The sequence below is a fragment of the Rhizobium oryziradicis genome, assembly GCF_001939045.1.
GTDB lineage: Bacteria > Pseudomonadota > Alphaproteobacteria > Rhizobiales > Rhizobiaceae > Allorhizobium > Allorhizobium oryziradicis.
This window is the reverse complement of sequence record NZ_MKIM01000031.1, coordinates 20,332-46,971: the sequence shown is the minus strand read 5'-3', so window position 1 is coordinate 46,971 and position 26,640 is coordinate 20,332. Positions and strand designations below refer to the sequence as shown.

General features: G+C 56.4%; 20 protein-coding genes. 8 read left to right on the top strand and 12 right to left on the bottom strand.

What is annotated here, in order from left to right:
- The first annotated feature begins 37 nt into the window (after window positions 1–37).
- The 8 genes from BJF95_RS20175 (at window position 38) to BJF95_RS20140 (ending at window position 8,077) form a co-directional block, all read left to right on the top strand.
- Complete coding sequence (locus tag BJF95_RS20175; RefSeq protein WP_075641294.1) at window positions 38–1,327, top strand: polyhydroxyalkanoate depolymerase; 1,290 nt, start codon at window positions 38–40, stop codon at window positions 1,325–1,327.
- 104 nt (window positions 1,328–1,431) lie between these two features.
- Window positions 1,432–1,869 (top strand): DUF2852 domain-containing protein, encoded by a 438-nt coding sequence (locus BJF95_RS20170; protein ID WP_425348715.1) that lies wholly within the window; start codon window positions 1,432–1,434, stop codon window positions 1,867–1,869.
- Between the two features lie 205 nt (window positions 1,870–2,074).
- Window positions 2,075–2,839, top strand: coding sequence for a M48 family metallopeptidase (locus tag BJF95_RS20165; protein ID WP_075641293.1), 765 nt, complete (start codon window positions 2,075–2,077; stop codon window positions 2,837–2,839).
- Between the two features lie 75 nt (window positions 2,840–2,914).
- Window positions 2,915–3,583 carry a phosphoribosylanthranilate isomerase gene (locus BJF95_RS20160; RefSeq protein WP_075641292.1) on the top strand — a complete coding sequence of 223 codons (669 nt, stop codon included), beginning with the start codon at window positions 2,915–2,917 and terminating at the stop codon, window positions 3,581–3,583.
- Window positions 3,580–4,800 (top strand): tryptophan synthase subunit beta, encoded by a 1,221-nt coding sequence (gene trpB, locus BJF95_RS20155; RefSeq protein ID WP_075641291.1) that lies wholly within the window; start codon window positions 3,580–3,582, stop codon window positions 4,798–4,800. Before BJF95_RS20160 ends, trpB begins: the two co-directional genes overlap by 4 nt.
- A 1-nt stretch (window position 4,801) precedes the next feature.
- On the top strand, window positions 4,802–5,641 hold the full coding sequence (gene trpA, locus BJF95_RS20150; RefSeq protein WP_075641290.1) for a tryptophan synthase subunit alpha: 840 nt from the start codon (window positions 4,802–4,804) through the stop codon (window positions 5,639–5,641).
- Between the two features lie 130 nt (window positions 5,642–5,771).
- Entirely contained in the window at window positions 5,772–6,680 is a 909-nt protein-coding gene (accD, locus tag BJF95_RS20145; protein WP_075641602.1) for an acetyl-CoA carboxylase, carboxyltransferase subunit beta, read from the top strand.
- Between the two features lie 53 nt (window positions 6,681–6,733).
- On the top strand, window positions 6,734–8,077 hold the full coding sequence (locus BJF95_RS20140; RefSeq protein ID WP_245297388.1) for a bifunctional folylpolyglutamate synthase/dihydrofolate synthase: 1,344 nt from the start codon (window positions 6,734–6,736) through the stop codon (window positions 8,075–8,077).
- A gap of 214 nt (window positions 8,078–8,291) precedes the next feature.
- Here BJF95_RS20140 and trxA read toward each other — a convergent pair whose 3' ends face one another.
- The 12 genes from trxA to BJF95_RS20080 all read right to left on the bottom strand — a co-directional run bounded on the left by trxA (window position 8,292) and on the right by BJF95_RS20080 (window position 26,427).
- Complete coding sequence (gene trxA / locus BJF95_RS20135) at window positions 8,292–8,612, bottom strand: thioredoxin (RefSeq protein WP_075641289.1); 321 nt, start codon at window positions 8,610–8,612, stop codon at window positions 8,292–8,294.
- Between the two features lie 168 nt (window positions 8,613–8,780).
- A complete protein-coding gene (gene addA, locus BJF95_RS20130; protein WP_075641288.1) occupies window positions 8,781–12,332 on the bottom strand; it encodes a double-strand break repair helicase AddA in 3,552 nt (1,183 codons plus the stop codon).
- Entirely contained in the window at window positions 12,325–15,504 is a 3,180-nt protein-coding gene (addB, locus tag BJF95_RS20125; protein ID WP_075641287.1) for a double-strand break repair protein AddB, read from the bottom strand. The genes addA and addB overlap by 8 nt, the downstream gene beginning before the upstream one ends.
- 3 nt (window positions 15,505–15,507) lie before the next feature.
- Window positions 15,508–16,239: a nucleotidyltransferase family protein gene (locus BJF95_RS20120; protein ID WP_075641286.1), complete on the bottom strand. Its 732-nt coding sequence runs from the start codon at window positions 16,237–16,239 to the stop codon at window positions 15,508–15,510.
- Window positions 16,240–16,312: 73 nt separating this feature from the next.
- Window positions 16,313–17,821 (bottom strand): tRNA (adenosine(37)-N6)-threonylcarbamoyltransferase complex ATPase subunit type 1 TsaE, encoded by a 1,509-nt coding sequence (gene tsaE, locus BJF95_RS20115; protein ID WP_075641285.1) that lies wholly within the window; start codon window positions 17,819–17,821, stop codon window positions 16,313–16,315.
- Window positions 17,818–20,268: a sensor histidine kinase gene (locus tag BJF95_RS20110; protein ID WP_425348718.1), complete on the bottom strand. Its 2,451-nt coding sequence runs from the start codon at window positions 20,266–20,268 to the stop codon at window positions 17,818–17,820. Before BJF95_RS20110 ends, tsaE begins: the two co-directional genes overlap by 4 nt.
- A gap of 475 nt (window positions 20,269–20,743) precedes the next feature.
- Window positions 20,744–22,144 carry an adenosylhomocysteinase gene (gene ahcY, locus BJF95_RS20105; RefSeq protein WP_075641283.1) on the bottom strand — a complete coding sequence of 467 codons (1,401 nt, stop codon included), beginning with the start codon at window positions 22,142–22,144 and terminating at the stop codon, window positions 20,744–20,746.
- A 171-nt stretch (window positions 22,145–22,315) separates the two neighbouring features.
- On the bottom strand, window positions 22,316–22,591 hold the full coding sequence (locus BJF95_RS20100; RefSeq protein WP_075641282.1) for an HPr family phosphocarrier protein: 276 nt from the start codon (window positions 22,589–22,591) through the stop codon (window positions 22,316–22,318).
- Between the two features lie 14 nt (window positions 22,592–22,605).
- Window positions 22,606–23,007, bottom strand: coding sequence for a PTS sugar transporter subunit IIA (locus BJF95_RS20095; protein WP_075641281.1), 402 nt, complete (start codon window positions 23,005–23,007; stop codon window positions 22,606–22,608).
- 380 nt (window positions 23,008–23,387) lie between these two features.
- Window positions 23,388–23,861, bottom strand: coding sequence for an HPr kinase/phosphorylase (locus BJF95_RS20090; protein WP_075641280.1), 474 nt, complete (start codon window positions 23,859–23,861; stop codon window positions 23,388–23,390).
- Window positions 23,851–25,641 (bottom strand): sensor histidine kinase, encoded by a 1,791-nt coding sequence (locus tag BJF95_RS20085; protein ID WP_075641279.1) that lies wholly within the window; start codon window positions 25,639–25,641, stop codon window positions 23,851–23,853. The genes BJF95_RS20090 and BJF95_RS20085 overlap by 11 nt, the downstream gene beginning before the upstream one ends.
- 63 nt (window positions 25,642–25,704) lie before the next feature.
- Window positions 25,705–26,427 carry a response regulator transcription factor gene (locus BJF95_RS20080; RefSeq protein ID WP_139317580.1) on the bottom strand — a complete coding sequence of 241 codons (723 nt, stop codon included), beginning with the start codon at window positions 26,425–26,427 and terminating at the stop codon, window positions 25,705–25,707.
- Window positions 26,428–26,640: the final 213 nt, after the last annotated feature.

Sequence of the window (26,640 nt, the reverse complement as noted above, 5' to 3'; positions counted from 1 at the left end):
GGATGGATAGAAGCAAACCAAAAAGGCAATCAAGTCTATGTTCTATCAACTCTATGAAATGAATCATGCAGCCATGGCTCCTTTGCGGGCAACCGCAGATGCCATGCGCCTCGCCTTTGGCAATCCTCTCAATCCCTTGTCTCACACGGTGATTGGCCGCACTGTGGCTGCCAGCTTCGAAGTGTTTGAGCGCAGCACACGCCGCTATGGCAAACCGCAATTTGGTCTTGCCACCACCACGATTGATGGCTCACCGGTCAAGGTGACTGAGGAAATCACCTGGTCCAAGCCCTTTTGCAATCTCATTCACTTCAAGAGAGCGCTCCCATCAGTTCGGCCAGATGATCCGAAAATCCTGATCACGGCCCCGATGTCCGGCCACTATGCCACGCTGTTGCGTGGAACGGTCGAAGCACTTTTGCCCCATGCCGAGGTTTACATCACCGATTGGGTGGATGCCCGCATGGTGCCGCTGACCGATGGCCTGTTTGATCTCGATGATTATATCGATTACGTGATCGAGATGGTGCATCATCTTGGTCCGCGCACCAATATTGTGGCGGTCTGCCAGCCATCTGTGCCGGTGCTGGCTGCTGTTGCGCGCATGGAAGCAGACAGCGATCCGCTGGCCCCGTCCTCAATGACGCTGATGGGTGGGCCGATTGATACGCGCATCAACCCAACGGCGGTGAATGAGCTGGCCAAGAACAAGCCGATCGAATGGTTCAAGGAAAACGTCATCATGGATGTGCCTTGGCCGCAGCCGGGTTTCATGCGGCCGGTCTATCCGGGCTTCTTGCAGCTGTCCGGCTTCATGTCGATGAACCTTGACCGGCATATGACCGCGCAAAAAGATTTCTACATGAATCTCATCAAGAATGACGGAGATCCGGCAGAAAAGCACCGCGACTTCTATGATGAATATCTGGCGGTTATGGACCTGACGGCGGAGTTTTATCTGCAGACAGTCGAAACCGTGTTTATGCAGCATGCGCTGCCAAAGGGCGAAATGATGCATCGGGACAAGCCGGTGGATTGCTCCGCAATCCGCAATGTCGCGCTGCTCACCGTTGAAGGTGAGAACGACGACATCTCTGGTGTTGGCCAGACCAAGGCAGCACAAACCCTTTGCACCAATTTGCCAGACGACAAGCGGATGCATTACATGCAGCCCGATGTTGGTCATTACGGTGTGTTCAACGGTTCGCGTTTCCGCAAGGAAATTGCGCCGCGCATCGTGGCCTTCGCCAAGGAGCACTCCACGCCTGCCGCAAGGCCGCAATCCAGCCCGGTCAAGCGGGTGATCAAGGGCGGCAAATCTGCCTGAGAGGGGAGGCGATTTAAGCGCCTCTTTTGAGTATGTTAGCCGATTGACATATCCAGCGGCTTGAAGGCAGAGCCGATCATTCCCATCTCGATCATACCGGCAGCATGGTGCTGCCGGCAGACATGAGGATGATGAACATGAATCAGTCAGCATTGCTGCGGCCCGATTGGACGCCCGCGACAGTAGCGTTGATGGTGCTCGGTTTCGTGGTTTTTTGGCCACTTGGCCTTGCCATGCTTGCCTATATTCTCTTCGGTGACCGTTTCAATACCTTCAAGGAAGCCGCCAACCTATCGGTTGATGATTTGGTTTCCAAATGCCGTGGTTGGAAAACGCCGGGTGCTTCGCCGATGCGCGAAAGCGGCAATGTGGCGTTTGACGATTGGCGTAAAGCCGAATTGGCGCGTCTGCAGGAAGAACAGCGCAAGCTTGATGAGATGCGCGATGAATTTTCCAGCTATATGCGCGAGCTTCGCCGGGCAAAAGATCAGGAAGAGTTTGATCGCTTCATGCAGGATCGCAATCTCAACCGCAGCAAATAGCAAGATCATTGTGATGATCTTTAAGAGACCGGCATGTCCCAATGGCGGTCTTTTTTATGCGCTCTCACTTCGAAGAGTTCGTGCGGCGCATGGTGCTTGCGCCGGGAAATTTCTTGCCAACCCGGCAGAACTTGCACTACCAAGCACAGTGATTGACGCTCCGCGACAGGAGCAAAAGCGACGGCGAGCACGATAAAAGGCCCAGATGTTTCCCCAGTTTTTGCGAAAACCGACACGGGCTTTGAAAAAGCCAAAGACGCCGGAAAGCCGCGAATTGCATGTGGCCGGGCGTGTGGTGCCGCTTGCCATTCGCGAAAACCTGCGCGCCACGCGCATCACGCTGCGCATTGAGCCGGGTGGCCGTGCGCTCAAAATGACCATTCCGAAGGGGGTGCGCGAAGCCGATGTGGCCGATTTTCTGGATCGCCATCGCGGTTGGCTGGAAGTGAAACTCTCTAAATATTCGGGTGATGCCAAGGTGAGGGCAGGGGGCACACTCGCGCTGCGCGGGGTTGATCACCGCATTGTGCCAACAGGTCAATTGCGCGGCATTACCGAAGCGGTGATGCTGGATGGTGAGCCGGTGATCCGGGTGAGTGGCCATGAAGAGCATTTGGGCCGCAGGCTCTCGACCTTTCTCAAAAAGGAAGCACGGCTGGATCTGGATCGGCTGGTGGCCATTCATACCGGACGCTTGGGCAAGCGTGCCAAAAGCTTGACGATGAAAGACACCCGCAGCCGCTGGGGATCGTGCTCCTGGGAAGGGAATTTGAGTTTTTCCTGGCGCATTGTCATGGCACCGCCGGAGGTGATTGATTATCTGGCCGCCCATGAGGTTGCGCATCTGAAGGAAATGAATCACGGTCCGCAATTCTGGGCGCTGTGCAAAAGCCTGTGTCCCGGCATGGAAGAGGCGAAGTCCTGGTTGAAGCGCCATGGCTCTGAATTGCACGCCATCGATTTCGATTGACTTTTTCGCCTCTCAGGCACCTTCCTATTTGCAATTTGGCTCGACTCGCAATCGATTTCATGTCACTTCGGCACCATGAAACCAGATGTCAAAATTTGCGGATTGAAGACCAGCGAGGCCGTGGAGAAGGCGGTCAGCCTTGGGGCAACCCATGTGGGCTTCATCTTCTTTGAAAAGAGCCCACGCAATATCGAGCCTGATATTGCCGGGCGCATCGCCGAAAAGGCCCGTGGCCGCGCTAAAATTGTGGCCGTGACCGTGGATGCAGACAATGATGATCTTGATGACATCGTTTATCTGCTCAAGCCCGATATCCTGCAATTTCACGGCCATGAGACACCGGAACAGGTGCTGACCATCAAGGCGCTCTATGGCATTCCGGTGATGAAAGTCCTTTCTATTCGCGAGCCGGGTGATCTAAAACGCATTGATCCCTATATAGGGATTGTCGATCGCTTTTTGTTTGATGCCAAAGCGCCGGAAGGATCAGAGCTGCCCGGTGGCAATGGCGTGACATTTGATTGGCGTCTGCTGCAAAATCTTGACGCAGATATCGATTACATGCTTTCGGGTGGGCTGCATAAGGACAATGTGGCGCAAGCTTTGAAAGAAACGGGCGCACGCGGCTTGGATGTTTCCTCTGGCGTGGAAAGTGCTCCGGGTGTGAAAGATCTCGCACGGATGGAAGAATTCTTTAAAAGCGTCCAGCTGGCTTCAGAGCGGACGACAGGGAGTGCAAAGTGAACCAGAACCCAATCCCCAATTCCTTCCGGGAAGGTCCGGATGAAGATGGCCGTTTCGGCATTTTTGGCGGCCGCTTCGTGGCCGAAACCTTGATGCCGCTGATCCTTGATCTTCAGGCAGAATGGGATAAGGCCAAGACCGATCCAACCTTCAAGGCCGAACTGGATCACCTCAACACCCATTATACCGGGCGCCCAAGCCCGCTGTATTTTGCTGAACGCCTGACGGCTGAGCTTGGCGGTGCCAAGATTTATTTCAAGCGCGATGAGCTGAACCACACCGGTTCGCACAAAATCAACAATTGCCTTGGCCAGATCCTGCTTGCCAAGCGCATGGGCAAGACCCGCATCATTGCTGAAACCGGTGCCGGTCAGCATGGCGTGGCCTCGGCCACGGTGGCGGCCCGCTTTGGCCTGCCTTGCATTGTCTATATGGGTGCAACGGACGTCGAGCGTCAGGCTCCGAATGTGTTCCGCATGAAGCTCTTGGGCGCAGAAGTGCGCCCCGTTTCCTCTGGTCATGGCACGCTGAAAGATGCCATGAACGAAGCTCTGCGCGATTGGGTCACCAATGTCGATGACACCTATTATATGATTGGCACAGCCGCAGGTCCGCATCCCTATCCGGAAATGGTTCGCGAGTTCCAATCGGTGATCGGCGCGGAAGCCCGCGAGCAGATGTTGCAGGTTGAAGGCCGCTTGCCCGATATGCTGATCGCCGCTGTTGGCGGTGGCTCCAACGCCATTGGCCTGTTCCATCCCTTCCTCGACGACAAGAGCGTTCGCATGGTAGGTGTTGAAGCGGGCGGCAAGGGGCTTGACGGCAATGAACATTGCGCATCCTTGACAGCGGGCTCGCCTGGCGTTTTGCATGGCAACCGCACCTATCTGCTGCAAGATGCTGACGGTCAGATCAAGGATGGTCATTCCATCTCGGCCGGTCTGGATTATCCCGGCATTGGCCCGGAGCATTCGTGGTTGAAAGACCTTGGCCGGGTGGAATATGTGCCGATCATGGATACGGAAGCACTGGAAGCCTTCCAGCTTCTGACCCGCACCGAGGGCATCATTCCAGCCCTTGAACCAAGCCATGCTTTGGCCGAAGTGATGAAGCGTGCGCCAAAGATGGGCAAGGATGAGATCATCTTGATGAACCTCTGCGGTCGCGGCGACAAAGACATCTTCACCGTCGGCAAAATTCTGGGAATGGGGTTGTGATATGACACAGCGTATGGACAAACGGTTTGCCGACCTGAAGGCTGAGGGCCGTCCGGCCCTCGTTACCTATTTTATGGGTGGCGATCCGGATTTCGACACTTCGCTTGAGATCATGAAAGCGCTTCCTGCCGCTGGCTCTGACGTGATCGAGCTGGGCATGCCCTTTTCGGATCCGATGGCCGATGGCCCTGCCATTCAGCTGGCCGGGCAGCGTTCGTTGAAAGCGGGCCAGACCCTGATCAAGACGCTGGATATGGCGCGCAAATTCCGCGAGCATGATCAGGCAACACCGATTGTGCTGATGGGCTATTATAACCCCATCTATATCTACGGCGTTGAAAAGTTTCTCGATGACGCGCTGGAAGCTGGCATTGACGGCTTGATCGTGGTGGATCTGCCGCCTGAAATGGATGATGAGCTGTGCCTGCCTGCCCGTTCGCGCGACATCAACTTCATCCGTCTGGCGACGCCAACCACAGATGAAAAGCGCCTGCCGAAAGTGCTGCAAAACACCTCCGGCTTCGTTTATTATGTGTCGATGAATGGCATTACCGGCTCGGCCTTGCCGGATCCGTCCAAGGTGGCCGGTGCCGTACAGCGCATCAAGGCCCATACCGATCTGCCGATCTGCGTTGGTTTTGGTGTTAAAACCGCTGAACACGCAAGGCTGATCGGGGCTAATGCCGATGGCGTTGTTGTGGGCACGGCTATTGTCAATCAGGTGGCCCTGAGCCTGACCAAGGACGACAAGGCAACAGCAGATACGGTGCAATCGGTGGTCACGCTGGTGCGTGGTCTGGCCAGCGGCGTGCATACCGCCCGCCTAGCGGCCGCTGAATAGTTCTCGCCCTTGGGTTCCGTGGGGAAGGGTATCAAATGATACCGCTCCCCACATTGTCGATTTAAAGCAGTTCAGTGTCGGGAAAGTCACTTCGGCCCCCGAGGAATTGCGCCAGCCAGGAGTGTTTTCAGTGAATTGGCTCACAAATTACGTTCGTCCGCGCATCAATTCCATGTTGGGTCGCCGCGATGTGCCCGAAAATCTTTGGATCAAATGCCCCGAAACCGGGGAGATGGTCTTTCATAAAGATCTCGAGCAAAACAAGTGGGTGATCCCGGCTTCGGGCTATCATATGAAAATGCCCGCCAAGGCGCGGTTGGCCGATCTATTTGATGGCGGCCAATTTGAAGCGCTGGTCCAGCCCAAAGTGGCGCAAGACCCGCTGAAATTTCGCGATTCCAAAAAATATGCGGATCGCCTGAAAGACAGCCGCACCAAGACCGAGCAGGAAGACACAATTGTGGCTGGCGTTGGCACCGTTCAGGGCCTGAAGCTGGTGGCTGTGGTGCACGAGTTCAACTTCATGGGCGGATCGCTCGGCATTGCCGCAGGCGAAGCCATCATCAAGGCTTTTGAGCGCGCTATCGCTGAAAAATGCCCCTTAGTGATGTTCCCGGCCTCTGGCGGGGCGCGCATGCAGGAAGGCATTTTGTCTTTGATGCAGTTGCCCCGCACAACCGTTGTGGTCAATATGCTGAAAGAAGCAGGCCTGCCCTATATTGTGGTGCTGACCAATCCGACAACGGGCGGCGTGACCGCGTCCTACGCTATGCTGGGTGATTTGCATATGGCGGAGCCAGGTGCTGAAATCTGCTTTGCTGGCAAGCGCGTGATCGAGCAGACCATTCGTGAAAAGCTGCCAGAAGGCTTCCAGACCTCGGAATATCTGCTGGAGCATGGCATGGTGGATATGGTGGTCAAGCGCCACGATATTCCAGACACTTTGGCGCGCGTGCTGAAAATCATGACGAAAAAGCCTGCGAATGTCGACAACGCGAAATTATCGATTGCCGATGCATCGCGGGCTGCGTCTGCTTAAAGCCGATCGCAGACCTGTACGACAAAGACACCCTGTAAGACTTGGATAGAGACATGACCGATATCGCCGCCAGCCAAGCCGAACAGGTTATTGATGAATTGATGAGCCTGCATCCCAAGGGTTTTGATATGACCCTTGGGCGTATGCGCCGCCTGCTAGACGTGTTGGGCAATCCGCAAGACAAATTGCCGCCGGTGATCCATGTGGCAGGCACCAATGGCAAAGGCTCGTTTACCGCTTTTACCCGCGCACTGTTAGAGCAGGCTGGCCTTGCCGTGCATGTTCACACCTCGCCGCATCTGGTGAATTGGCACGAGCGCTATCGCATTGGTGTCAAAGGTGGGCGCGGAGCGCTGGTGGATGATCTGGTGCTGGCCGATGCGCTGCGCCGGGTGGCCAAAGCCAATGATGGCCAAGCCATCACCGTGTTTGAAATCCTCACCGCTGCGGCCTTTTTGCTGTTTTCCGAAATTCCCGCCGATGTGGTGATTATGGAAGTGGGCATGGGCGGACGGTTGGATTGCACCAATGTGATCGATAAACCGGCCGTCTCAGTCATCATGCCGATTTCCTTTGATCATCAGGCGTATCTTGGTGACCGGGTGGAGTTGATTGCGGCGGAAAAAGCCGGGATCATGAAAAAAGGCTGTCCGGTGGTGATCGGCCATCAGGAATTTGAAGCAGCAAGAGACACATTGGTGGACACCGCCGAGCGGCTCCATTGTCCGCATGTTGTTTTCGGTCAGGATTTTCTGGCCTTTGAAGAGCATGGGCGCCTCGTCTATCAAGACGAATCCGGTTTGATGGATTTGCCCCTGCCGAAATTGCCGGGGCGCCACCAATATGCCAATGCCGCCGCTGCCATTCGGGCACTACGCGCAGCAGGCTTTACGGTTACCCAGGCGATGGCCGACGCTGCTATGACCAGCGTTGAATGGGCCGGTCGTCTGCAAAAACTGACCGAAGGTGCGTTGATCAGCCACGCGCCAATAAACGCAGAAATCTGGGTGGATGGCGGCCATAATCCCGGTGCAGGCGAAGTGATTGCCGAGGCCATGGCAGGCTTTGAAGAGCGTCAGTCCCGCCCGCTTTATCTGATTATCGGCATGCTCAACACCAAAGAGCCACACGGTTACTTCAAGGCGTTTGAGGGATTGGCCGTTCATGTGTTCACGGTTCCTATTCGCGGAACCGATGCAGCATTGGACCCCGTCGCGTTGGCCGCCGCCGCCTATGACGAGGGCATACCTGCCACGCCGGTGTCTTCGGTGACAGACGCGCTGGAGGCTATCCGCGCCACCATGGAAGGCAGTGCCGAGCCAGCGCGTATTCTGATTGGCGGATCGCTCTATCTGGTTGGCAATGTGCTGGCGGACAATGGCACGCCACCGGCGTGAGCTCCAACACGGTTCCAAACGCTCCGGCGTCATGCTTGGTCTTGTGCCGAGCATCTGCTGCTGCCCAATGTGAGAACTGACACCAGCGACATCTTCTCCGGCTGCGACCCTCGGGACAGGCTTGAGGGTGACGAAAGGTTGAGAGTGCGTTCAAAAATGCCCACAAAAAAGCCCGGCATCAACCGGGCTTTTTGCTGACTATGTGGGCCAGAGATTAGGCCGCGCTGGAGATCCAGCTGGACAAGGCGGTCTTTGGCGATGCGCCAACCTTGATGTCAGCCACTTCGCCGCCCTTGAACATAGCCAGCGTTGGAATGGAGCGTACGCCAAACTTGGCGGCCAGTTCCGGGTTTTCATCAATGTTGAGCTTGGCGATCTTCACCTTGCCCGCCATTTCAACCGAGATTTCGTCCAGGCTTGGAGCGATCATCTTGCATGGGCCGCACCATTCTGCCCAGAAGTCTACAACAACAGGCTCTGCGGACTGCAGAACTTCTGCGTCGAAATTGTTCATGTCAACTTTTACGGTAGCCATTGGCTGCTCCTTGGAGAAATGCTGTTGTCATATATATGATGATAATCATTCAGATTTCAATGTGATCTTGCGCACGACAGCGCCGTGCGCCTTTTAAGGCGCATCTAGCTTCGCTGTAGCACTTTAAATTTGCTGAATAATTCCTTTAATTGATTTCGATTGAAGGAATTATTCAGGAGGCTGAAGTGCTTCCAGTGCATGGCTCATTCCAGCCTCACTCATTGTCACAACATTCGGACCCTCCGTATAAACCAAAATGCAGTCTATCGGCTTGCCCGGATAGAGAGGGGTGAGCAGTTCCCGATAGATAGCCAGCTGGGCCGTGTGGGAAAAGGGCACGTCTTCAGATCTCGTTGGTGGCTGCCGATTGGTTTTATAATCCAGCAGGATCACTTTTTCGTCTGTCACCACCAAGCGGTCAATTCGGCCAGACACGGCGCGAAGTTCGCGCCCAAGACGGATTGTGCCCATAATCGAAAGCTCCGCCTGACCGGTACCGGAGAAAACATCGCTTAGATCAGGGTGGGCCAAAATATTCAAAACCGAAGCGACCATGCGCTCACGCTCATGCGCTGGCCAAAAGCGCGCCGCCCTTTCCGCGTAACGGTGGGCCGCATCGCCGCGCTCTGACGGCGGCAGGCCGGGCAACATCTGCAACATGCGGTGGGCAATACGTCCGCGTTGCAGCGCAAGCCCGGCATCTTGCCCCTGATCAAACAGGGGAGAGTAAAGCATCAACTCGCCATCGTCTTCATCCACGGCAAGGCTTGCACCGGATGGGCTGAGCGGCCTTGGCAAGCGCGGCGGTGGCGGCGCAGGGCGCAAAAGGGCGTCGGGCAAAGGCTCCGGCGTTTTGATGATTTTATGGGCCTCAAAACGCTCAAAGCTGGTCCTTGGGCCGGGACGCTGCCAAAGCAAGCCTTCCCATTCCCCTTCCGGCCCTGAAAAGCGCTCCTGACGGCATTGGTTTTCATCCAGCTCCAGCGACGACATGATCATCTCATGCCAGACCTCGCTTTGCTGGATCTTGCCGCGATAGCCGCAAACCACCAAGCGGTCAGCAGCCCGCGTCATGCCCACATAGAGCAAGCGGCGATATTCCTCTTCGGTCGCCTGCTTTCGGCGCGCCACATCAGCGGCGACAATGGCATTGTCCACCGCCTTCACGGGTGCCCAGATGGGAAATTCCATCTCGCTATTTTCCGATGCAATCATGCGGAATTTCGGCAGATGGCTGTGATTAAACGCCTTGGAGCCGTCATCGACCAGAAACACAATCGGCGCTTCCAGACCCTTTGAGGCATGAACGGTCATGACCCGCACTTCGCTGCGCTCCTTGTCCTGCTCGCGCTTCACTTCGGGGCTTTCCAACTCCAGCATGGTGATGAAGGATTGCAGGCCCGGCAGGCCAGATTGCTCGTGGGCAAGGGCAAAGGTGAGGAATTCATCGAGAATATCGCTGACCTCACTGCCGAGGCGCCCAAGGAAGGCGCGGCGCGCACCCAGCGGGCCTAGCACGCGCGCGTAAAAATCATGGGGCGGCAATTCCCGCGCCTGCGTTTGATACTCCGTGAGCCGCGTCGACACCGAGACCCATGGCTCAACGCCTTCCTGCGCCAGGCGCTGGATCTCGCCAAAGACGCTTGAGTCCCCGCGCCGTGCCGACACCGCAAACACATCCTCTTCGGTGAGATTAAACAGTGGGCTTTTCAAAAGCGCTGCCAAGGACAGATCGTCCGCAGTGAGCAGCGTGAAGCGGCCAAGCGCCATCAGATCCTGCACGGCGATATGGCCGGTCAGGCGCAAGCGGTCTGCACCAGCCACCGGAATATTGTTGCGCCGTTTCAAAGCCCGCGTCAGGGCATTGACGAAAGCGCCACGCTTGCGCACCAAAATCAGAATATCGCCCGCCTCAATTGCGCGCTCAATACCCTTTTCAACAATGGTTTCTCGGCCAATCATCGCTTCAATGCGCTGGGCGATGCGCCGGGCCAAAATCGCCGACGGCGCGCTTTCCGGCGTGGCATCAAAGGGGGCTGTCCAGTCCTCTTCATTGTCGATGCCTTCGGGGGCCACCATCTTCCACACTTCGACGCTGCCGGGGTGGCCCGTGCGGCTGGACATATGCACCACCGGCTCGTTAACAGCAGACAGGCCACGCGCATTGGGGCCTTGGGCAAACACCTGGTCCACGGCCGAGAGCACGGCATTGGTGGAGCGAAACGAGAGCGGCAGGCGCACAGCGCTAAAGTTTTCGCCGCCTCTGGCCACTTCCCGCTCGGTTTCGCGTGCTTCTTGCGAAAAGCGCTCCGGCCTTGCGCCTTGAAACGAATAGATCGATTGCTTTTCATCGCCCACGGCAAAGAAGGTGCGGCGAACCTGCCGTGCGCTTTGCCCCGAGAAAAAGTCCTCTCGTAGCGAGCGGATCACCGACCATTGCACCGGGCTGGTGTCTTGCGCCTCATCCACCAGAATATGGTCAATGCCTTGATCGAGTTTGTAATGCACCCAAGGGCCAACGGCGCTGCGGGTCAAAAGCTCGGCGGTGCGGGCAATCAAGTCTTCAAAATCCAGCTGGCTGCTGCGTTTTTTCAACTCCTCATAGTCTAGGCTCAACCGTTCAGCCAAGGTCAGCGCCGCTTTGGTGGCTTTAAACAGCCGAAAGAGCCGCAAGCGTTCGCGACAAGTCACCACATGCTCGCGCGCATTGGCAACGGCATCCGAAAGCTCTGGGGCTGCCTTTTTCATGGCTGCTGCGATCAGCGACACATCGGCCTTTGGCTTGTCGGCGGCGGTATGAAAGGCTTCATCCAGCAGCTTAGCGCGCAAAAACGGATCGGTCTGGCGCACCGCCCGTTCCAGAAGGTGTGCGGTATCTTGCACCTTCACCCCACCCTTGCTGAAAGCCAGATCAATATAGGTGGAGAGAAGGGGGCCGCTTAAATCGGCCAGTGGCCAATAGGCTTCCGCCAAGGATTGCTCTGTCTCATATTGTCCAAGCCCCAGCGCCTGCCGCAAAGCCAGATCCACGCCGCCTTTATAGCTTGCTGCGGTGATAAAGCCGCGGATGGCATGGCGATTGGCAATGATATCCGAGAGCAGATTTTCCAGCCCGAATTCATCACCCAGACTGAGCACTTCGGCAAAGGCGTCCGCTAACACCACGTCGTCTTCTGTTGCGGTTGCAGTGAGCAGTGAGCGGCGCGCATCCGCCAGCAGCACAGAGGCTGCGCGATCATCCAGCACCGAGAAATGCCCGGCGACATTGGCCTCCAGCGGAAACTGATGCAAAAGCGATTCGCAAAAGGCATGAATGGTCTGGATTTTCAAACCGCCCGGCGTTTCCAGTGCGCGGGCAAACAGGCGGCGCGCTTCCGCAATCTTGAGCGCATCCGGTGGGGTCTTTTCAATGTCTTCAATGCGTTTGGAAAGGGCGACATCGGGCAGGGTGGCCCATTCCGCCAGCCGGTCAAACACGCGGTTGGACATTTCCGATGCCGCCGCTTTTGTATAGGTGAGGCAAAGAATCGACGATGGCCGTGCCCCCGCCAGCAACAGGCGAATGACCCGCTGGGTCAACACATGGGTTTTGCCAGACCCCGCATTGGCCGACACCCAAGCCGAGCGGGTGGGGTCCGAGGCCGTGGCCTGTTTGGCCGTTGTCCAGTCAATCCACAGTTTCGGATCGTCGGAGTCTGGAAGCGCATCAAGATCATTCATCGCTGGCGCTCTCCTCTGTGCTTTCTGCGGTCGACCATTCGGCGACTCTGGCCAAATGATCGTAATCGCCGCTGTAATCATTCATCTGCGCTGGCATGAGGCGCGAGACATAGCCGCGATCACCCGATTGCAAAAGCGTGACAAACCGGGTGAGCTGCTCAATGGATTCTGCGGCCAGATCGAGCGCCGATTTGGCCTTGTCGCCCTTGCCGGTCAGCTCATTATTGACCATTTCGGCCTTAAATCGCCCGCCGGGGCGAAGCCGCACATAGGTGAGGTTTTCCGGTGTCAGTCTTCCAACATCTTTGAAAGCTCCCATTTTCAAAGCTGCTGCTTCCAGCGCCAATTGCGGATCGAGCAAGGACCGCGCCTGCGATGTGCTGGGGTTTGAGCCGGTTTTATAATCAATAATATCGGCGTGGCTTGCGCGAATATCAATGCGGTCGGCAATACCTGTTAGCCGGATATTGATGCCATCGAGATCAACGCCCGCGCGCGCTTCTGTCACCATCTTGGCCGGATCGCGCTGGCGCTGCCACTCAATAAAGGCGCGGCCAACATCGCCAAAGCGCTTGCGCCACACCACATCAATATGGGCAGGCAGGTTCTCGGCATCAAACAGCTCATCGGTGATTTGCTGCATCAAAACTTCCGCATCCGGTCCCAGCTTTTCTGGCATTGTTGAGATAAATCGCTCGACAATGGCGTGATAGAGCGTGCCGCGCTCCGACGCGCCCGGATCGCTGTTGAAGGGATCGACTGGATCGAGTTTCAAAATTCGCCGTGCATAGATAGAGTAGGGATCACGCCTCAACCGCCCAACCTCGCTGAAAGAATAGGTTTTCGGGTGCAAATCCTCCGGTGGTTTGGGGCCGGGGCGCTGGGCGGGGGCCTGATCACCGCCTTGATCGAGCAGATCGGCAAAGTGGCGATAGCGCTCGCCGCGTTCTTTCATCGCAGCCGCAAAATCCTTGCCGGCCAAAGCCATCAGGCGTTGTAGCCAGCGCGAGGCAACGGTGGGGGCAGAGCCTTGACGCAGGGCGCGACTATAAATCATCTGCCTTGTGCCATTGGCCATTTCAAAGTCATGGGCCAGCTGGCCAATTTGCCGCTCCGGCGGCTCAAGCCCCATTTCTGTTTTCATGGTGCGCGATAAAAATGGATTGTTGGTGGTGGTGCCGGGCCATGATCCCTCGTTCAAGCCACCCAAAACCATGGTGTCCACGCTTTGCAGACGCGCTTCAAGCGCCCCGAAAATAAACACACGCGGATGGCGCAACGCCTTGGGCTTGACTGACTCGGATGCCGTCAAAGCGGTCAGAATATCAATCCATTGCGAGCCATCAGCCAATAGCTCACCATCGGTTTCCATAATTTCGCTGAGCAGCCGAACCAGAACTGCCCCAGCTTCATCGGCCCACAGGGGGGCGAGATCGCCGTTTTTGCGCTTTGCCACGGCCTCCAGCACCCGGCCTGTGCGCTCTGCCCATTCTTTTAAAGACAGGCGCGTGGTGAAGGAGCGCCCATCCGGTTTGGACACCACATGCCCCGCCAAGGGCTCCACAGCCTCGGCAATGGCCACGGCCAAGGCGCGGGCGCGCGCTTTGGCGTCATCACTCACAGTGCGCCGCCACGAGGGCGGGTGACGGTCATCGAATTGCTCCACCAACTGCCGATCAAACAGATTGGCCAGATCGGCAATATCCACGGGGCCTTTGCCGCCGCGAAGCGCAATCACTTCCAGCGCGTCTGCGGCCTCTTGCAAGCCTTCATCGTCTTGGCCAAAACAGGCAAGCGGGTGCTTGAGCAGCGAAACAATCGAGACCGGATCGCCGGGGCGCAATATGGCTTCCAGCACAAGGGCGGTTAAGGTGCCCTGCGGGGTCGATGAAAACGGCGTTCCGGCCGAATCATCTGCAATAATGCCGAAACGGGCCAGCTCAGATGCCACGCGGCGGGCAAGGTTTCGATCCGGCGTGATCAGAGCGGCGCGGCTTTCACCGCCATCCAAGCCCGGCTGCTCCAGCGCCAGCCGCAGCGCCACCGCAATGGCAATTGCTTCTTCGCGCTCATTGGCGGCTTCAATCAGGGCCACATCAGCAAAGGCTGCTTTGAAACGGGCATCGCCAAAGCTTTCGCGCCAGGCTGTCCAGCCATCGGTGGCTTTGGCGGGTGACAGGGCGCGGGATAGAATCTCAGCGCGATCCGCCAAATCCGGCTCTGCGGCTGTCAGCACCGCCACCTCGTCGCGGGCAATGCCAAGCTTACCCAGCAGACGGTGCAGACCATATTGCGGATGGGCGCGGGCGGTAGGCTCTGGCGGCATGCCAGCGGGCTGTTCGCCGCCGATCACGGCCCATTGTTGGTCGGGCATGGTTTTATCCAGCCCCGGCAAAACGATAACCCCTTGCGGCAGACGTGAGACGGTGGCCACCAGCTCGGACGCTGCCGGAATGGAGCCGGTGGAGCCCGCTACAATCACCGGGCCGGGGGGCGGGTTTGCCGCAAGCCTTGCGCGCTCGGCTTTGAGCAGGCTGTTGCGGTGCAAAACCGGCGACGAGCGTCGCAACTCCTCCAGACGGGCGGGCCAATAGGCACTGGCGATCAGCAAAAACTCCAGCGTCAATTGCCACCAGGAAGCAAAATCGCGGGCATCTAACTTATCGAGATCAGCCCAATCACGCTCTTCTGTTTCCACCGAATCAATCAGCTGCACCAGGGCACGCGCCAGCCACACCGCATCGGCGGGGCTGGCCGGGGCCACCAGCGGTGTTTCTGCGTGAATGCTCAGCACAATATCCGGCAGCTTGTTGCGCCAGAGCAAAATCAGCTGTGCCAGTTCCAACAGCCGCACCGTGTTGCTGATCGGCGGGTTAAGCGCCAAGAGAGCAGGGGTGTCGACATCAAAATAGCTGGCGTCCTCTTCTGCCTCGCCCAGCGGTTTGATGATCGGCAAAATCGCAGCTCTGCCCCCTAAAACCTCAACAAATTCCGCCCGCAGCACACGGGCAGAGCGCTGGGTGGGCACCAAAATGGTGACATTGGACAGCGACAGCGGATCGTCTGGATTATGCGTAAACCCCGGCACGAGGCGTCCATCGCAGAGCGATTGCGCGATCAGTCGCAAAAACGGCTTTGAAGCGGGAATGGTGAGAATGCGGGGGTGGCTCATCTATCAGGCACCTTGCTGATGCTGTTGCATCACCACTTCCGCCTCGCCAATGGCCTCTGGCGTGCCCACGGTCACCCAATGGCCTTGCAGCTCAAGCCCATAGAGACGGCCCTTGGCAATGGCGCGGTCAAAATAGATATTGATGTTGAAGGGGTCTTCTGGCGCATCATCCAATAGGGAAGAGTGCATGGCCAGTGCGCCGCAATAAACAAAGGGGTTGGGATCATTCTCTTGATAGCGGCTCAAACGTCCATCGGGCGCGAGGTTAAAGTCGTTTTTGCCATTGTGTCCTGTGGTGTTTTGAAGCTTCACACAGAGCATGGCCATATCCATGCGCTCAGGATCAAAAAACTGCGCAAGACGTTGAAGATTGGTTGGTTGGCCTGCCTGCTCGCCGATCCAGAACAGATCGGCATTCATCACCAGAAGCGGGCCTGGTGGCATCAGCTTGATACCTTGAACCAGCCCGCCGCCGTTGTTGAGCAACCGTTCCTGTTCGTCAGAGATCAAGATTCTCAAATCGTGGCGCTGGGCGATATGCGTCAGCATCTGATCAGCAAAGTGATGGACATTCACCACCGCCGTTTCCACCCCGGCCTGTTGCAAATGATCAAGCGCGTAATCCAGCAATGTCTTACCGGCAACCTTCACCAGTGGCTTGGGTATGGAATTGGTAACGGGACGCATGCGCGTGCCAAGCCCTGCGGCCAGCACCATGGCTTGATGGATCATCACGGAGCCCTAATCTGTTTTTTTGTTTGAGTTTGGATTTTAGGGAAAACCGGATTCCACTTTTCCCTATGAAACTCTAATGCAACAGACCGAGTTTTGCACACCAATCCCTGAGCGTTGCAAGGGCTGGATGTTCGAAAGCTATGGAAAGATAGGTCAGCGTGCGTGGCATATGCCGCATATAGCCCGGTTTGCCATCGCGTTTCAGCAGCCGGAACCACAGGCCCGCCAGCTTGCAATTGCGCTGGGCGGCCATAATGGCGAAATCGCGCCGGAAGCGGGCTTCATCAAAATCACCATGGGTATGGCGATCGGATATATAGCGCTCCATCAATGCGTCCATCAGCGGACGCTCAATGGTAACGCGCGCGTCCTGAGCAAGCGAGGCCAGATCATAGGCCGCAGGCCCAATCATCGCATCCTGAAAATCGATCAACCCAACGCGATCAACGCCGGTTTTGTCACCCCGCCAGATAATATTGGGCGAATGAAAATCGCGCAGCACCAAGGATGTTTCTGCGGTTTTGAGCTGGTCAATCAGCCCGTCCCAGATGCTGAGATAGTCTGCCCGCTCTTCCGCTGTCGCCTCACGCCCGAGCTTCCATGGAATATGCCAATCAATCAGCAATTCCGCTTCCATCTTCATCGCCACCCGATCAAAATCAGGAATGCGGTGAATGTAGCGCTCGGTCACGCTGATCTCGCGTGGAATGTCGAGCGTGTGGATATGGGCAAGGCAGGAAACGGCAGCCTGATAGCGCTCGGCAATCGGTTGGCCGCTCTCATCCAGCACGCCATCGCGGCCCATGTCTTCAATCAGCAAAATACCCTGATCGAGGTCGCGCTCAAAAATCGCCGGTGCCGCAAGGCCCTTGGTTTTCAACATCTCGCCTATGGCCACAAACGGGTAAACATCTTCTGCCAGATGCACAATTTGCGAATAGGGCTTGCCATCGCGGATTGGTGGCCCGTTGGGACGTTTAGCGGCATCCATCAAGATCATCGGTGGGCGGCCCGGCACAGCTATGGTTTCATAGGCGCGCATGGAGGCATCACCGGCCAGATGCAGGCGGATCGCCTCCGATAATCCATTGGTGTCGAGGAAATTGCGAATGTTCAGGCTGCGCTGAATCCGGCTCAGTTTCGATTCAAGCCCGGTGATGGTCAGTGTCCGTCCACCATCCGCGGAAAAGCTGTAGGCAATGGAAATCGTGTCTTTCGGCAGACGATCTTGCGCGCGCTCTGGCCATTCCACGAGGCAAATGCCGCTTTCCAGCGCTTCGTCAAAGCCAAGCTCGTCCAATTCAGAAGCGTCACCCAAGCGGTAAAGATCGAAATGCGAGGCCGGTATGCGCAGATCATAGCTCTGCACCAATGTAAACGTTGGGCTTGGCACTTCGAGGCCTTCATCCTCCGCAAGCGCGCGTAACAAGGCCCGCGCCAAGGTGGATTTTCCAGCCCCAAGATCGCCATGGAGAGCGAGACAATCACCGGGCTTTACCGCCAGCGCCAAATCCTGTCCGAGCTGCTTGGTTGCGGCTTCATCGGCAAGGTTCAGAGTGATCAAGGACGGTGCCGTTGTCATTCTGCAGCGGCAACCGAATGAGAGATCGTGCCAGATGGAATCCGGCAAACGACCGTTGTGCCCTGATTGGGAACGCTGTTGATGGCAACCGTGCCATTGTGCAAGGACACGAAGCTTTCAACAATCGAGAGACCCAGACCCGCGCCAGAACGTTTGCCGCTCTTGGCGTTGGAGGAAAACCGCTTGAACACCGATGGCAGCATGTCTTCGGGAATACCGCAGCCGGTATCGGTGACGGAAAACACGAAATCCGCCCCCTCGCGCCAGCATTTCAGCACCACCGTTTCGCCTTCGCGCGAAAAATTCACGGCATTGGTGACGATTTTGATCAGGATCTGCTTCAAGCGCTGCTGGTCGGCAACAATGTCGCCCAGCTGCGGCGGCACCATGATTTCCAGCGTCACGCCACCTTCTTGCAAGCGGTCTGTCATCTGCATCGATACATCGTCCAGCAGATCAGTCAGATCAATCTCGGAATAGTTCAGCCGCATGATGCCGGCATCCACCGTTGCCAGATCGAGAATGTCATTGACGATGGTGAGCAGCACCGAAGACGAGGTGGAAATATGATCGACATATTCCGCCTGCCGCTCATTTAGCGGGCCAATCGCCGAGGTTTTCAAAAGATCGGTGAAGCCAATGATATTGGTCAGCGGTGAGCGCAGCTCGTAGGACACATGCTGCACAAAATCATTCTTCAGCTCATCGGCCTTGCGCAGCGCATCGTTCTTTTCCAAAAGCGCGCGTTCTGCTCGCACGCTGTCGGTGATGTTCACGAACGTCAGCATCGTCTGGGCGTTTGGCAGCGGTGTTACGCCATAGTCCAGCACCAGGCCCGACAAAAGCTCAATTGTGCCTTGGCTGGAAGGGCGCTCATCTTCAAAGCTGGTGATCATCTTGCCAAAGGCGCGCCAGCCATCCGGCTTGTCATAGGAGGGCAGGCAGGCGGCTTCAATGCCGCGGATATGGGTGCCGGGGGCCGCTTCTGCCTCGGTAATGCCCCACAGCGCCCGGAATGCCGGGTTGGACAGCCGGATACGGCCATCGGGACCAAAGACGGCGACACCCTCAGACAGGTGATCAATGGTTTCGCCCTGAACTTGCACCAATGTGTTGTAGCGGGTTTCCAGATCCACCTGCTCGGTGAGGTTTTCAAACACCCAGGTTGCGCCGCCTTGCGGATGAGCAGAGGCAATGACGCGCAAGGTTTGGCCATTAGGCAGGTGCCACAGCACGGTTTGGGTATCAATCGAGCGATAGACGGAAAGGGTGTTTTCTTTCCATGCTTTCCAGCTTAACTGTTCTGGCAATTTGCCAGCGCTGCGCAGCCGGTCCAGCAATTCACTATGGTCAGGGCGCGATTCCAGGAAAGCAAGATCCAGATCCCAAAGCTGTTGGAACGCCTGATTGTAAAACTGCAATTTCCGCTCGCCGTCAAAAATCGCAACCGGTGTAGCCAGATGATCCAGCGTTTCGGCGTGGCTTTTCAAGGTGCGGTTCAACTCTTCGCGCAGCGCTTCCTCGCGCGAAACATTGATGGCCATGCCGCAAGAGCCATTGGGCGTTTTGGTATCAACCACGTCAAAGAACGTGCGGTTGCCATGCACCACCGTGGAGACGGTGTCGATAAACGGCGAAATCGGCGTCATGGTGGCGCGAATTTTCTCGCGGGTGATGGTGTTGAGGATTTCACGCCCCTCAAGCACGGCTTGGTCCGGCGTCAAGGTTTCCACGGCATCGCTATAGGCCTGATTGACCCAAATCAGCCGGCCATTGTTGTCGCGCTGCCAAACGGGCTGCTCAACGGATTCCAGCAGGCCCTCAAAGGATTCGATGGTCGAGGATAGGCGGGCTTTTTCAATTTTCAGCTCAGCCAGTTCGGCGCGCAGATTATTGAGCGCAACAAAGCGGGCAAAGGCGCGGCCGCCGGAGACGCGACCTTGAACTTCCAGCACTTCATCGCGATGGGTTTCAACAATCAGATCAAAGCTTTGCGCCTTGAACCGCAATTTTTCAACGGCCTGATCCAGATCGGCAGCCGATACAGGCTTGAGCCAGCGGCCAAACGCCAAAAACTCGGATTCCTGCTGCGGAGCACCGGTCTCAATCGGCAAATGGCCGAGCTGTTCCGGCTTTTCCGCTTCACCATCCCAGATGACGATCCGGCGGTTTTTATCGGCAATCAGCGCCTGATAGCGGGAGATGCGCTGGTTGGCCTCGGAAAGAGCCGTTCGTGCTTCCTGGCTTTCCGCCTCAATGGTGTTGCGTTGGCGCACCAGCCAGAGTGTGGACAAAAGCGTTGCGGAAATCGCACCGATCACCAGAGAGAAGCCGATCATTTCTGCGGAGGAGAATGTGTTGGTACCGACTGCGTTCACGCTTTGCGCGAACACAGGTCTTGCGCCGAGCACGCCACCGGTGAGGCTCAAAGCGCTGCCCCGGAGCATGGTGCCGCACCGCAGCCAACGCATGGCTCTTTGACCGATCACGCGCCCACCACCTGCACCGTGATATGTTAATCTCACCACAGGCGTCATTCCGGCACGCAGAATGTTACCCGTCCTTCCCCGTAGGAACGGGTATTTCGTATGAACCGTCATTTCCGGTCTGTCTCCGTCCTATTGCCGCATCTTTGACAAGACATCCCCATTTCATGTGCCAATTTAGCGCAACTCCATTTTTCAAAAACCGCAGGCATCAACTGCGTTTGAAAAAGAGAACCGCACAAGTGCATCCCTTTTGGGGAAGGAGCTGAACAGAAACCAATTGTCTGTCCACCTCCGCGCACTCACGTTGGCACGCGAATCAAGTGTTAAAACAATACTGTGGATAAGATTCATCGGGAAGGGGTAGGGCGAAAAAAGAAATCGCGGCCTTTGTCAAGACCGCGATCTCTATATCTTGTGGGTATATGGTTAATGATTAGTATCTGTAGTGGTCAGCCTTGAATGGGCCAGCCGGAGTGACACCAATATAGGCAGCCTGTTCTTCAGAAAGAACAGAAAGCTTTACGCCGAGCTTTTCCAGATGCAGGCGCGCGACCTTTTCATCGAGGTGCTTGGGCAGAACATAGACCTGCTTCTGGTAGGCATCGGGCTTGGTGTAAAGCTCGATCTGGGCCAGAACCTGGTTGGTGAAGGAGGCGCTCATCACGAAGGATGGGTGGCCTGTGGCGTTGCCAAGGTTGAGCAAACGGCCCTCGGAAAGAAGGATCATGCGGTTACCAGCCGGGAAGGTGATCATGTCCACCTGTGGCTTGATGTTGGTCCATGTCATGTTCTTCAGGGCTGTGACCTGAATTTCATTGTCGAAGTGGCCAATGTTGCCAACAATCGCCATGTCCTTCATCTCGCGCATATGCTCGATGCGGATCACGTCCTTGTTGCCGGTGGTGGTGATGAAAATGTCAGCGGTCTTGGCAACGTCTTCCAGTGTCACCACTTCAAAGCCGTCCATAGCGGCCTGAAGCGCGCAGATCGGGTCAACTTCCGTGACCTTTACGCGAGCACCAGCGCCGATCAGCGATGCAGCGCAGCCCTTGCCCACGTCGCCGTAGCCGCAGACCACGGCAACTTTACCAGCCATCATCACGTCGGTTGCGCGGCGAATGCCGTCGACCAGCGATTCCTTGCAGCCGTATTTGTTGTCGAATTTCGACTTAGTGACCGAGTCATTGACGTTGATGGCGGGGAAAGGCAGCAGGCCCTTCTGGCTCAACTGGTACAGACGGTTCACGCCTGTGGTGGTTTCTTCGGTCACGCCCTTGATGGCATCGCGCTGCTTGGTGAAAAAGCCCGGTGTTGCAGCCAAGCGCTTCTTGATCTGGGCAAACAGGATTTCTTCTTCTTCAGAAGATGGGTTCACCAGAACATTTTCGCCAGCTTCAGCGCGGGCGCCGAGCAGGATGTACATGGTGGCATCGCCGCCATCGTCGAGGATCATGTTGGAAGGCTGACCGTCGGTCCACTGAAAAATCTTGTCGGTGTATTCCCAGTATTCGGTGAGGCTTTCGCCCTTGATGGCGAACACTGGAACGCCAGAAGCGGCGATGGCCGCAGCAGCATGGTCCTGCGTCGAGAAGATGTTGCACGATGCCCAACGAACCTCTGCACCCAGAGCGGTGAGGGTTTCAATCAGCACGGCTGTCTGAATGGTCATGTGCAGGGAGCCACTGATGCGCGCGCCCTTCAAAGGCTTGGTTTCGCCCAGCTCGCGGCGGCAGGCCATCAGGCCCGGCATTTCCGTTTCAGCAATATCAAGCTCTTTGCGACCGTAGTCGGCAAGGGTGATATCGGCGACGATGTAATCCTGTGTAGTGCTCATGGCGTTCTCCAGACCGGGATTGAACCGCAGGCCTGCGATCTGGTTTCAAGCAGAAGACAGGCAAGCGACGCCCACCATTTAAGGCAGGCCATTGCAACCGGTGTATCAGGGAAAGCCAATGATGGCAATAATCACATAAAGAGGTCTTTATATCTTTATGTTGTTCTTGGTTTACATTTCCTCGCCAAACTTGTCGGCAACCAATGCATCCAGCGTATCCAGTGCCTTTTCGGCATCCAGTCCCGATGTCGTTACGGTGATGGTGCAGCCGGGGCTGGCAGCCAGCATCATCAGGCCCATGATGGATGTGCCACCAACGGTCGTTCCGTCCTTGGAGACATGAACCGTGGCTTCAAACCCTTGTACTGTCTGTACAAATTTGGCCGAAGCGCGGGCGTGAAGGCCGCGCTTGTTGATGATGAGCAGGTCTCGTGTGAAAGACGTCATTCTGGTCGTGGTTCCTATTTGCCGCTCAAAACGCGGCTGGCCACGTTGATATATTTTCGCCCGGCCTCTGATGCATCAATCAGGGCCTTTTCCATATCATTCTCGCCCCGCACACCGGCCAGCTTGATCAGCATGGGCAGGTTAACACCGGCAATCACTTCAATACGGCCGGTATTCATCACCGAGATCGCCAGATTGGAGGGCGTTCCACCAAACATATCGGTGAGGATAATCACGCCATGGCCATCATCGGCACGCAACACCGCATCCAGAATATCCTGGCGGCGCTGATCCATATCGTCTTCTGCGCCAATACAGATTGTTTCTATGAATTTCTGCGGACCCACAACGTGTTCCACGGCATAATGAAATTCTTCAGCCAGCTTGCCATGGGTGACAAGCACAAGTCCGATCATTCGCTTATAGCTCCCTGCTCAACTGCTGACGGCCAGTTATCGCACTGCAAAAGGCCCGTTTACCCGTCTGTTGATCGAAGATCAATCGTCTTGCCCGCCACAATCTCAAAAGCCACTGCATTCCCTCATCAAACAGCGTAGACACACCGTTCATGATTTGGAATTCTTCTCAACTGGATGGCTATCTTGGCGATGAAAATGTGAAGTGCAAGCATAAAATATTTGCATGCTGCCTATGATTCGCATTTGTCAAAAAAAATGGGGTGGGTTTTTGCGAAACCCGTAGAAATTCAGGATCATCCGCATCAGCAAGCCTGAGAGGAAAAACAGAGCGGGCCGCGCCCTTCGCTTGAAGACGTGCAACGTGCTTCGATGGGTGTTTAAGAACGGGCGTCCTGATCGCGTATGCGGCCATGCATGAGGTTTTTCACCATGGCCACATCGGGATTGAAATCGACACAGAGCCGCAAGACCGGAAGAGACACCTGAGGCAAAATCTCCATGGTCTCATGCAAGGCTGGCAGACGCTCCGTATCAAGGCCTGCTGAGACCGGCATGAGCACAGCATCGATCACCGCAGAACGGATGCTGGGCATTTGAACAATGCCGCTAAAGCGGATCTCGATCAAATCCCGGATGGTCTCAGGGCGATGGGCAATCACTGTCCCGGCTTTTGCCTCGATCCAGATCTGGTCATCGCTGATCAAGGCTGCGAAAATCCCGTTTTGAGCGGCATTTGCCAAAAGTGCAGATGCGAGGCGCGATTTACCAGAGCCGCTTGGACCGACAATCAAAAACCCTTGCCGGCCAAGCACAATTCCCGTTGCATGGATGTTGATCCCGCTATTTTTCATGGGTGCTTGGATCGGCAGGCAGGGTCAGAATGAAGCGCGCACCCAGAACTTTGCCGGTTTCCTCTTCGAGTATGTTTTCTGCCCGCAGTGATCCGCCGTGGGCTTCGGCAATCTGGCGGCTGATGGACAGGCCGAGACCAGAATTTTGGCCAAAGCTCTCGCCATCCGGGCGGTCAGTGTAGAAGCGCTCAAAAATCCGGTCGATATCCTCGGCCTGAATGCCCGGACCGTTATCCTCCACCGTGACGATGCAGCGGCTGCGGGTGCGCGAAAGCCGTACCGAAATCAGCCCTTCTTTTTCGGGCACGAAAGACCGGGCATTTTCGATCAGATTGGTGATGATCTGGCCGATGCGCAGGTCGTGACCTTCAACAATATAGCGTGCTTTCTGGTTTTGTTTGTGCTCCAGCACATATTCGATTTTCACCGGCTTCTTGTTGCTCCTGATCTGGCGCGAGATTTCCACCATATTGCCAAGCACCACCTCCATATCAACAGGCGAGGCATCGGAGCGGGCAAGCTCGGCATCCAGCCGCGACGCATCGGAAATATCGCTGATCAAACGATCAAGGCGGCGCACATCATGCTGGATAATTTCATGCAAACGCGCCTTGGAGGCGTCGGTCTTGGCCACCGGCAAGGTTTCCACAGCACTTCGAAGCGAGGTGAGGGGGTTTTTCAGCTCATGGCTGACGTCGGCGGCAAAACTCTCAATGGCATCAATGCGGTCATAGAGCGCTGTGGTCATCTCGCGAATGGCGACAGAAAGATTGCCAATTTCATCCTGACGCACAGAGAAATCCGGAATTTCCTCGCGTTCTCTGGCTCCGCGCCGTACGCGAATGGCCGCAGCCGAGAGGCGGCGCAGCGGGTTGGCGATGGTGGAGGACAACAGCAGCGACAAAACGATATTGACCAGCGTGGCAACACCAAACACCCGCAGGATTGCCAGCCGCTCGGCATGGACGATCTTGTCAATATCACCGGCTTGTGTTGATAGCAGCAAGACGCCGAGAACGGCGCGGAACCGCTGCACAGGCACGGCCACCGAGACAATCAACTCGCCTTGTTCGGTGACGCGAACTACTGCGCCGCGCACGCCGGTCAGGGCGTTCATCACTTCCGGGTAAATAGAACCATCACCGCCGGGGGCCTCTTTATAGAGCGGAACATTGCCGGGCTGGAGCATGCGGTTAAACAGCTTGCCAACCCAATCCCCCCAACTTTCCGTATCGCCTTCAACGGGTTGCAGATCGTAACGCAACACCTGTCCGCGCGAATACAGATGGCGTGAATCCAGCAACAGATTGGCATCGGCATCAAACAGGCGGGCGCGGGTGCGGGTTGGCGAAATCAAGCGCCGCAGAACTGGTGCCACCCGCTCCGGGTTGATGGGAAATTCCAGATCCTCATCATTGGGCACAGGCGTAATGCTTTGTCCGGCCTGCAACTCAAGCAGCTTTTGCGGATCAATGGTGATCGAATTGGTATCCACGGAGGCTGACGCCGCAATGGCGCCGGCAATGATTTCGCCTTGCGTCAGCAGGCTTTCCACCCGCGCATCAATCAGCCCTTCACGGAACTGATTGAGATACATGATACCGCCCACCAGCACGATGAGGGCGGCAAGATTGAAAAACACGATGCGGCGCGTCAGGCTGGAGAAAACGGCATTGCCGAAGATCCGCCGGATCAGCGTGAAAGGATGGGAAAAGGACAAGCGTCTTGAGGCTGGGCGACCGTCGCCCAGTTCTGTATCCTTATCCGCAGATCGCCTCATCAAGGGAGTAGCCTTTCAACCATCATGTCAGCTCTGGCGTTGAGCCCAGTACTCAGACGAGGCTCACGCGCTTTCGCGGAAGCGGTATCCTACACCATAGAGCGTTTCAATCATGTCGAAGTCATTGTCGGCCATTTTGAACTTTTTTCGCAATCGCTTGATGTGGCTGTCAATGGTGCGGTCATCCACATAGACCTGTTCATCATAGGCGGCATCCATCAGCGCATCGCGGCTCTTGACCACGCCGGGGCGCTGGGCCAGCGAATGCAGAATGAGGAATTCCGTCACAGTCAATGTTACCGGATCGCCCTTCCAGGTGCAGGTGTGGCGTTCCTGATCCATCACCAACTGGCCACGCTCCAGATTGCGGGCTTGCTGTTCGGCGGCTGTTTTGACTGTGCCGCCGGCGGCAGCATTTTCCCGGTTGGCGGCGCGGCGCAAAATGGCCTTGACGCGCTCGACCAGCAGGCGCTGGGAGAAAGGCTTGGTGATAAAGTCGTCGGCACCCATTTTCAGGCCAAACAGCTCATCAATCTCTTCATCCTTGGAGGTGAGGAAAATCACCGGCATATCGGATTTCTGCCGCAGGCGGCGCAAAAGTTCCATGCCATCCATGCGCGGCATCTTGATGTCAAAAATTCCAAGGTGCGGGGGGCGGGCCAAAAGTCCGTCGAGTGCGGATGCGCCGTCGGTGTAGGTCTCGACCTTATAGCCTTCCGCTTCCAGAGCAATGGATACGGACGTCAGAATGTTCCGGTCGTCGTCAACCAGCGCGATTGTTTGCATGCGGCTTATCTCCGTCATCTTTGTGCGTTCCCGGCTTTTCAGCCATCTCGTGATCAATGGTCCCTGCTGAAACGCTTCATGAGGGTAAAGGTGGAACAAATTGTGGCAAAGATAAAGGGCAAGATGCGGATGATCTTGCAATGGCTCGAGACGATCTGAAAAGCGCCAAGCGGATGCTGGCCAGAAATTGAACCGATTTAAAAACTGGCATAT

Coding starts and splice junctions, on each gene's coding strand:
- trpA (WP_075641290.1), top strand. CDS start 4,802: ATGACACAGCGTATGGACAAACGGTTTGCCGACCTGAAGGCTGAGGGC.
- BJF95_RS20085 (WP_075641279.1), bottom strand. CDS start 25,641: ATGAGGCGATCTGCGGATAAGGATACAGAACTGGGCGACGGTCGCCCA.
- BJF95_RS20090 (WP_075641280.1), bottom strand. CDS start 23,861: ATGAAAAATAGCGGGATCAACATCCATGCAACGGGAATTGTGCTTGGC.
- BJF95_RS20175 (WP_075641294.1), top strand. CDS start 38: ATGTTCTATCAACTCTATGAAATGAATCATGCAGCCATGGCTCCTTTG.
- BJF95_RS20140 (WP_245297388.1), top strand. CDS start 6,734: ATGACCGATATCGCCGCCAGCCAAGCCGAACAGGTTATTGATGAATTG.
- BJF95_RS20165 (WP_075641293.1), top strand. CDS start 2,075: ATGTTTCCCCAGTTTTTGCGAAAACCGACACGGGCTTTGAAAAAGCCA.
- BJF95_RS20110 (WP_425348718.1), bottom strand. CDS start 20,268: ATGCTCCGGGGCAGCGCTTTGAGCCTCACCGGTGGCGTGCTCGGCGCA.
- BJF95_RS20100 (WP_075641282.1), bottom strand. CDS start 22,591: ATGACGTCTTTCACACGAGACCTGCTCATCATCAACAAGCGCGGCCTT.
- tsaE (WP_075641285.1), bottom strand. CDS start 17,821: ATGACAACGGCACCGTCCTTGATCACTCTGAACCTTGCCGATGAAGCC.
- trxA (WP_075641289.1), bottom strand. CDS start 8,612: ATGGCTACCGTAAAAGTTGACATGAACAATTTCGACGCAGAAGTTCTG.
- BJF95_RS20080 (WP_139317580.1), bottom strand. CDS start 26,427: ATGCAAACAATCGCGCTGGTTGACGACGACCGGAACATTCTGACGTCC.
- BJF95_RS20095 (WP_075641281.1), bottom strand. CDS start 23,007: ATGATCGGACTTGTGCTTGTCACCCATGGCAAGCTGGCTGAAGAATTT.
- addA (WP_075641288.1), bottom strand. CDS start 12,332: ATGAATGATCTTGATGCGCTTCCAGACTCCGACGATCCGAAACTGTGG.
- ahcY (WP_075641283.1), bottom strand. CDS start 22,144: ATGAGCACTACACAGGATTACATCGTCGCCGATATCACCCTTGCCGAC.
- BJF95_RS20170 (WP_425348715.1), top strand. CDS start 1,432: ATGGTGCTGCCGGCAGACATGAGGATGATGAACATGAATCAGTCAGCA.
- BJF95_RS20160 (WP_075641292.1), top strand. CDS start 2,915: ATGAAACCAGATGTCAAAATTTGCGGATTGAAGACCAGCGAGGCCGTG.
- addB (WP_075641287.1), bottom strand. CDS start 15,504: ATGAGCCACCCCCGCATTCTCACCATTCCCGCTTCAAAGCCGTTTTTG.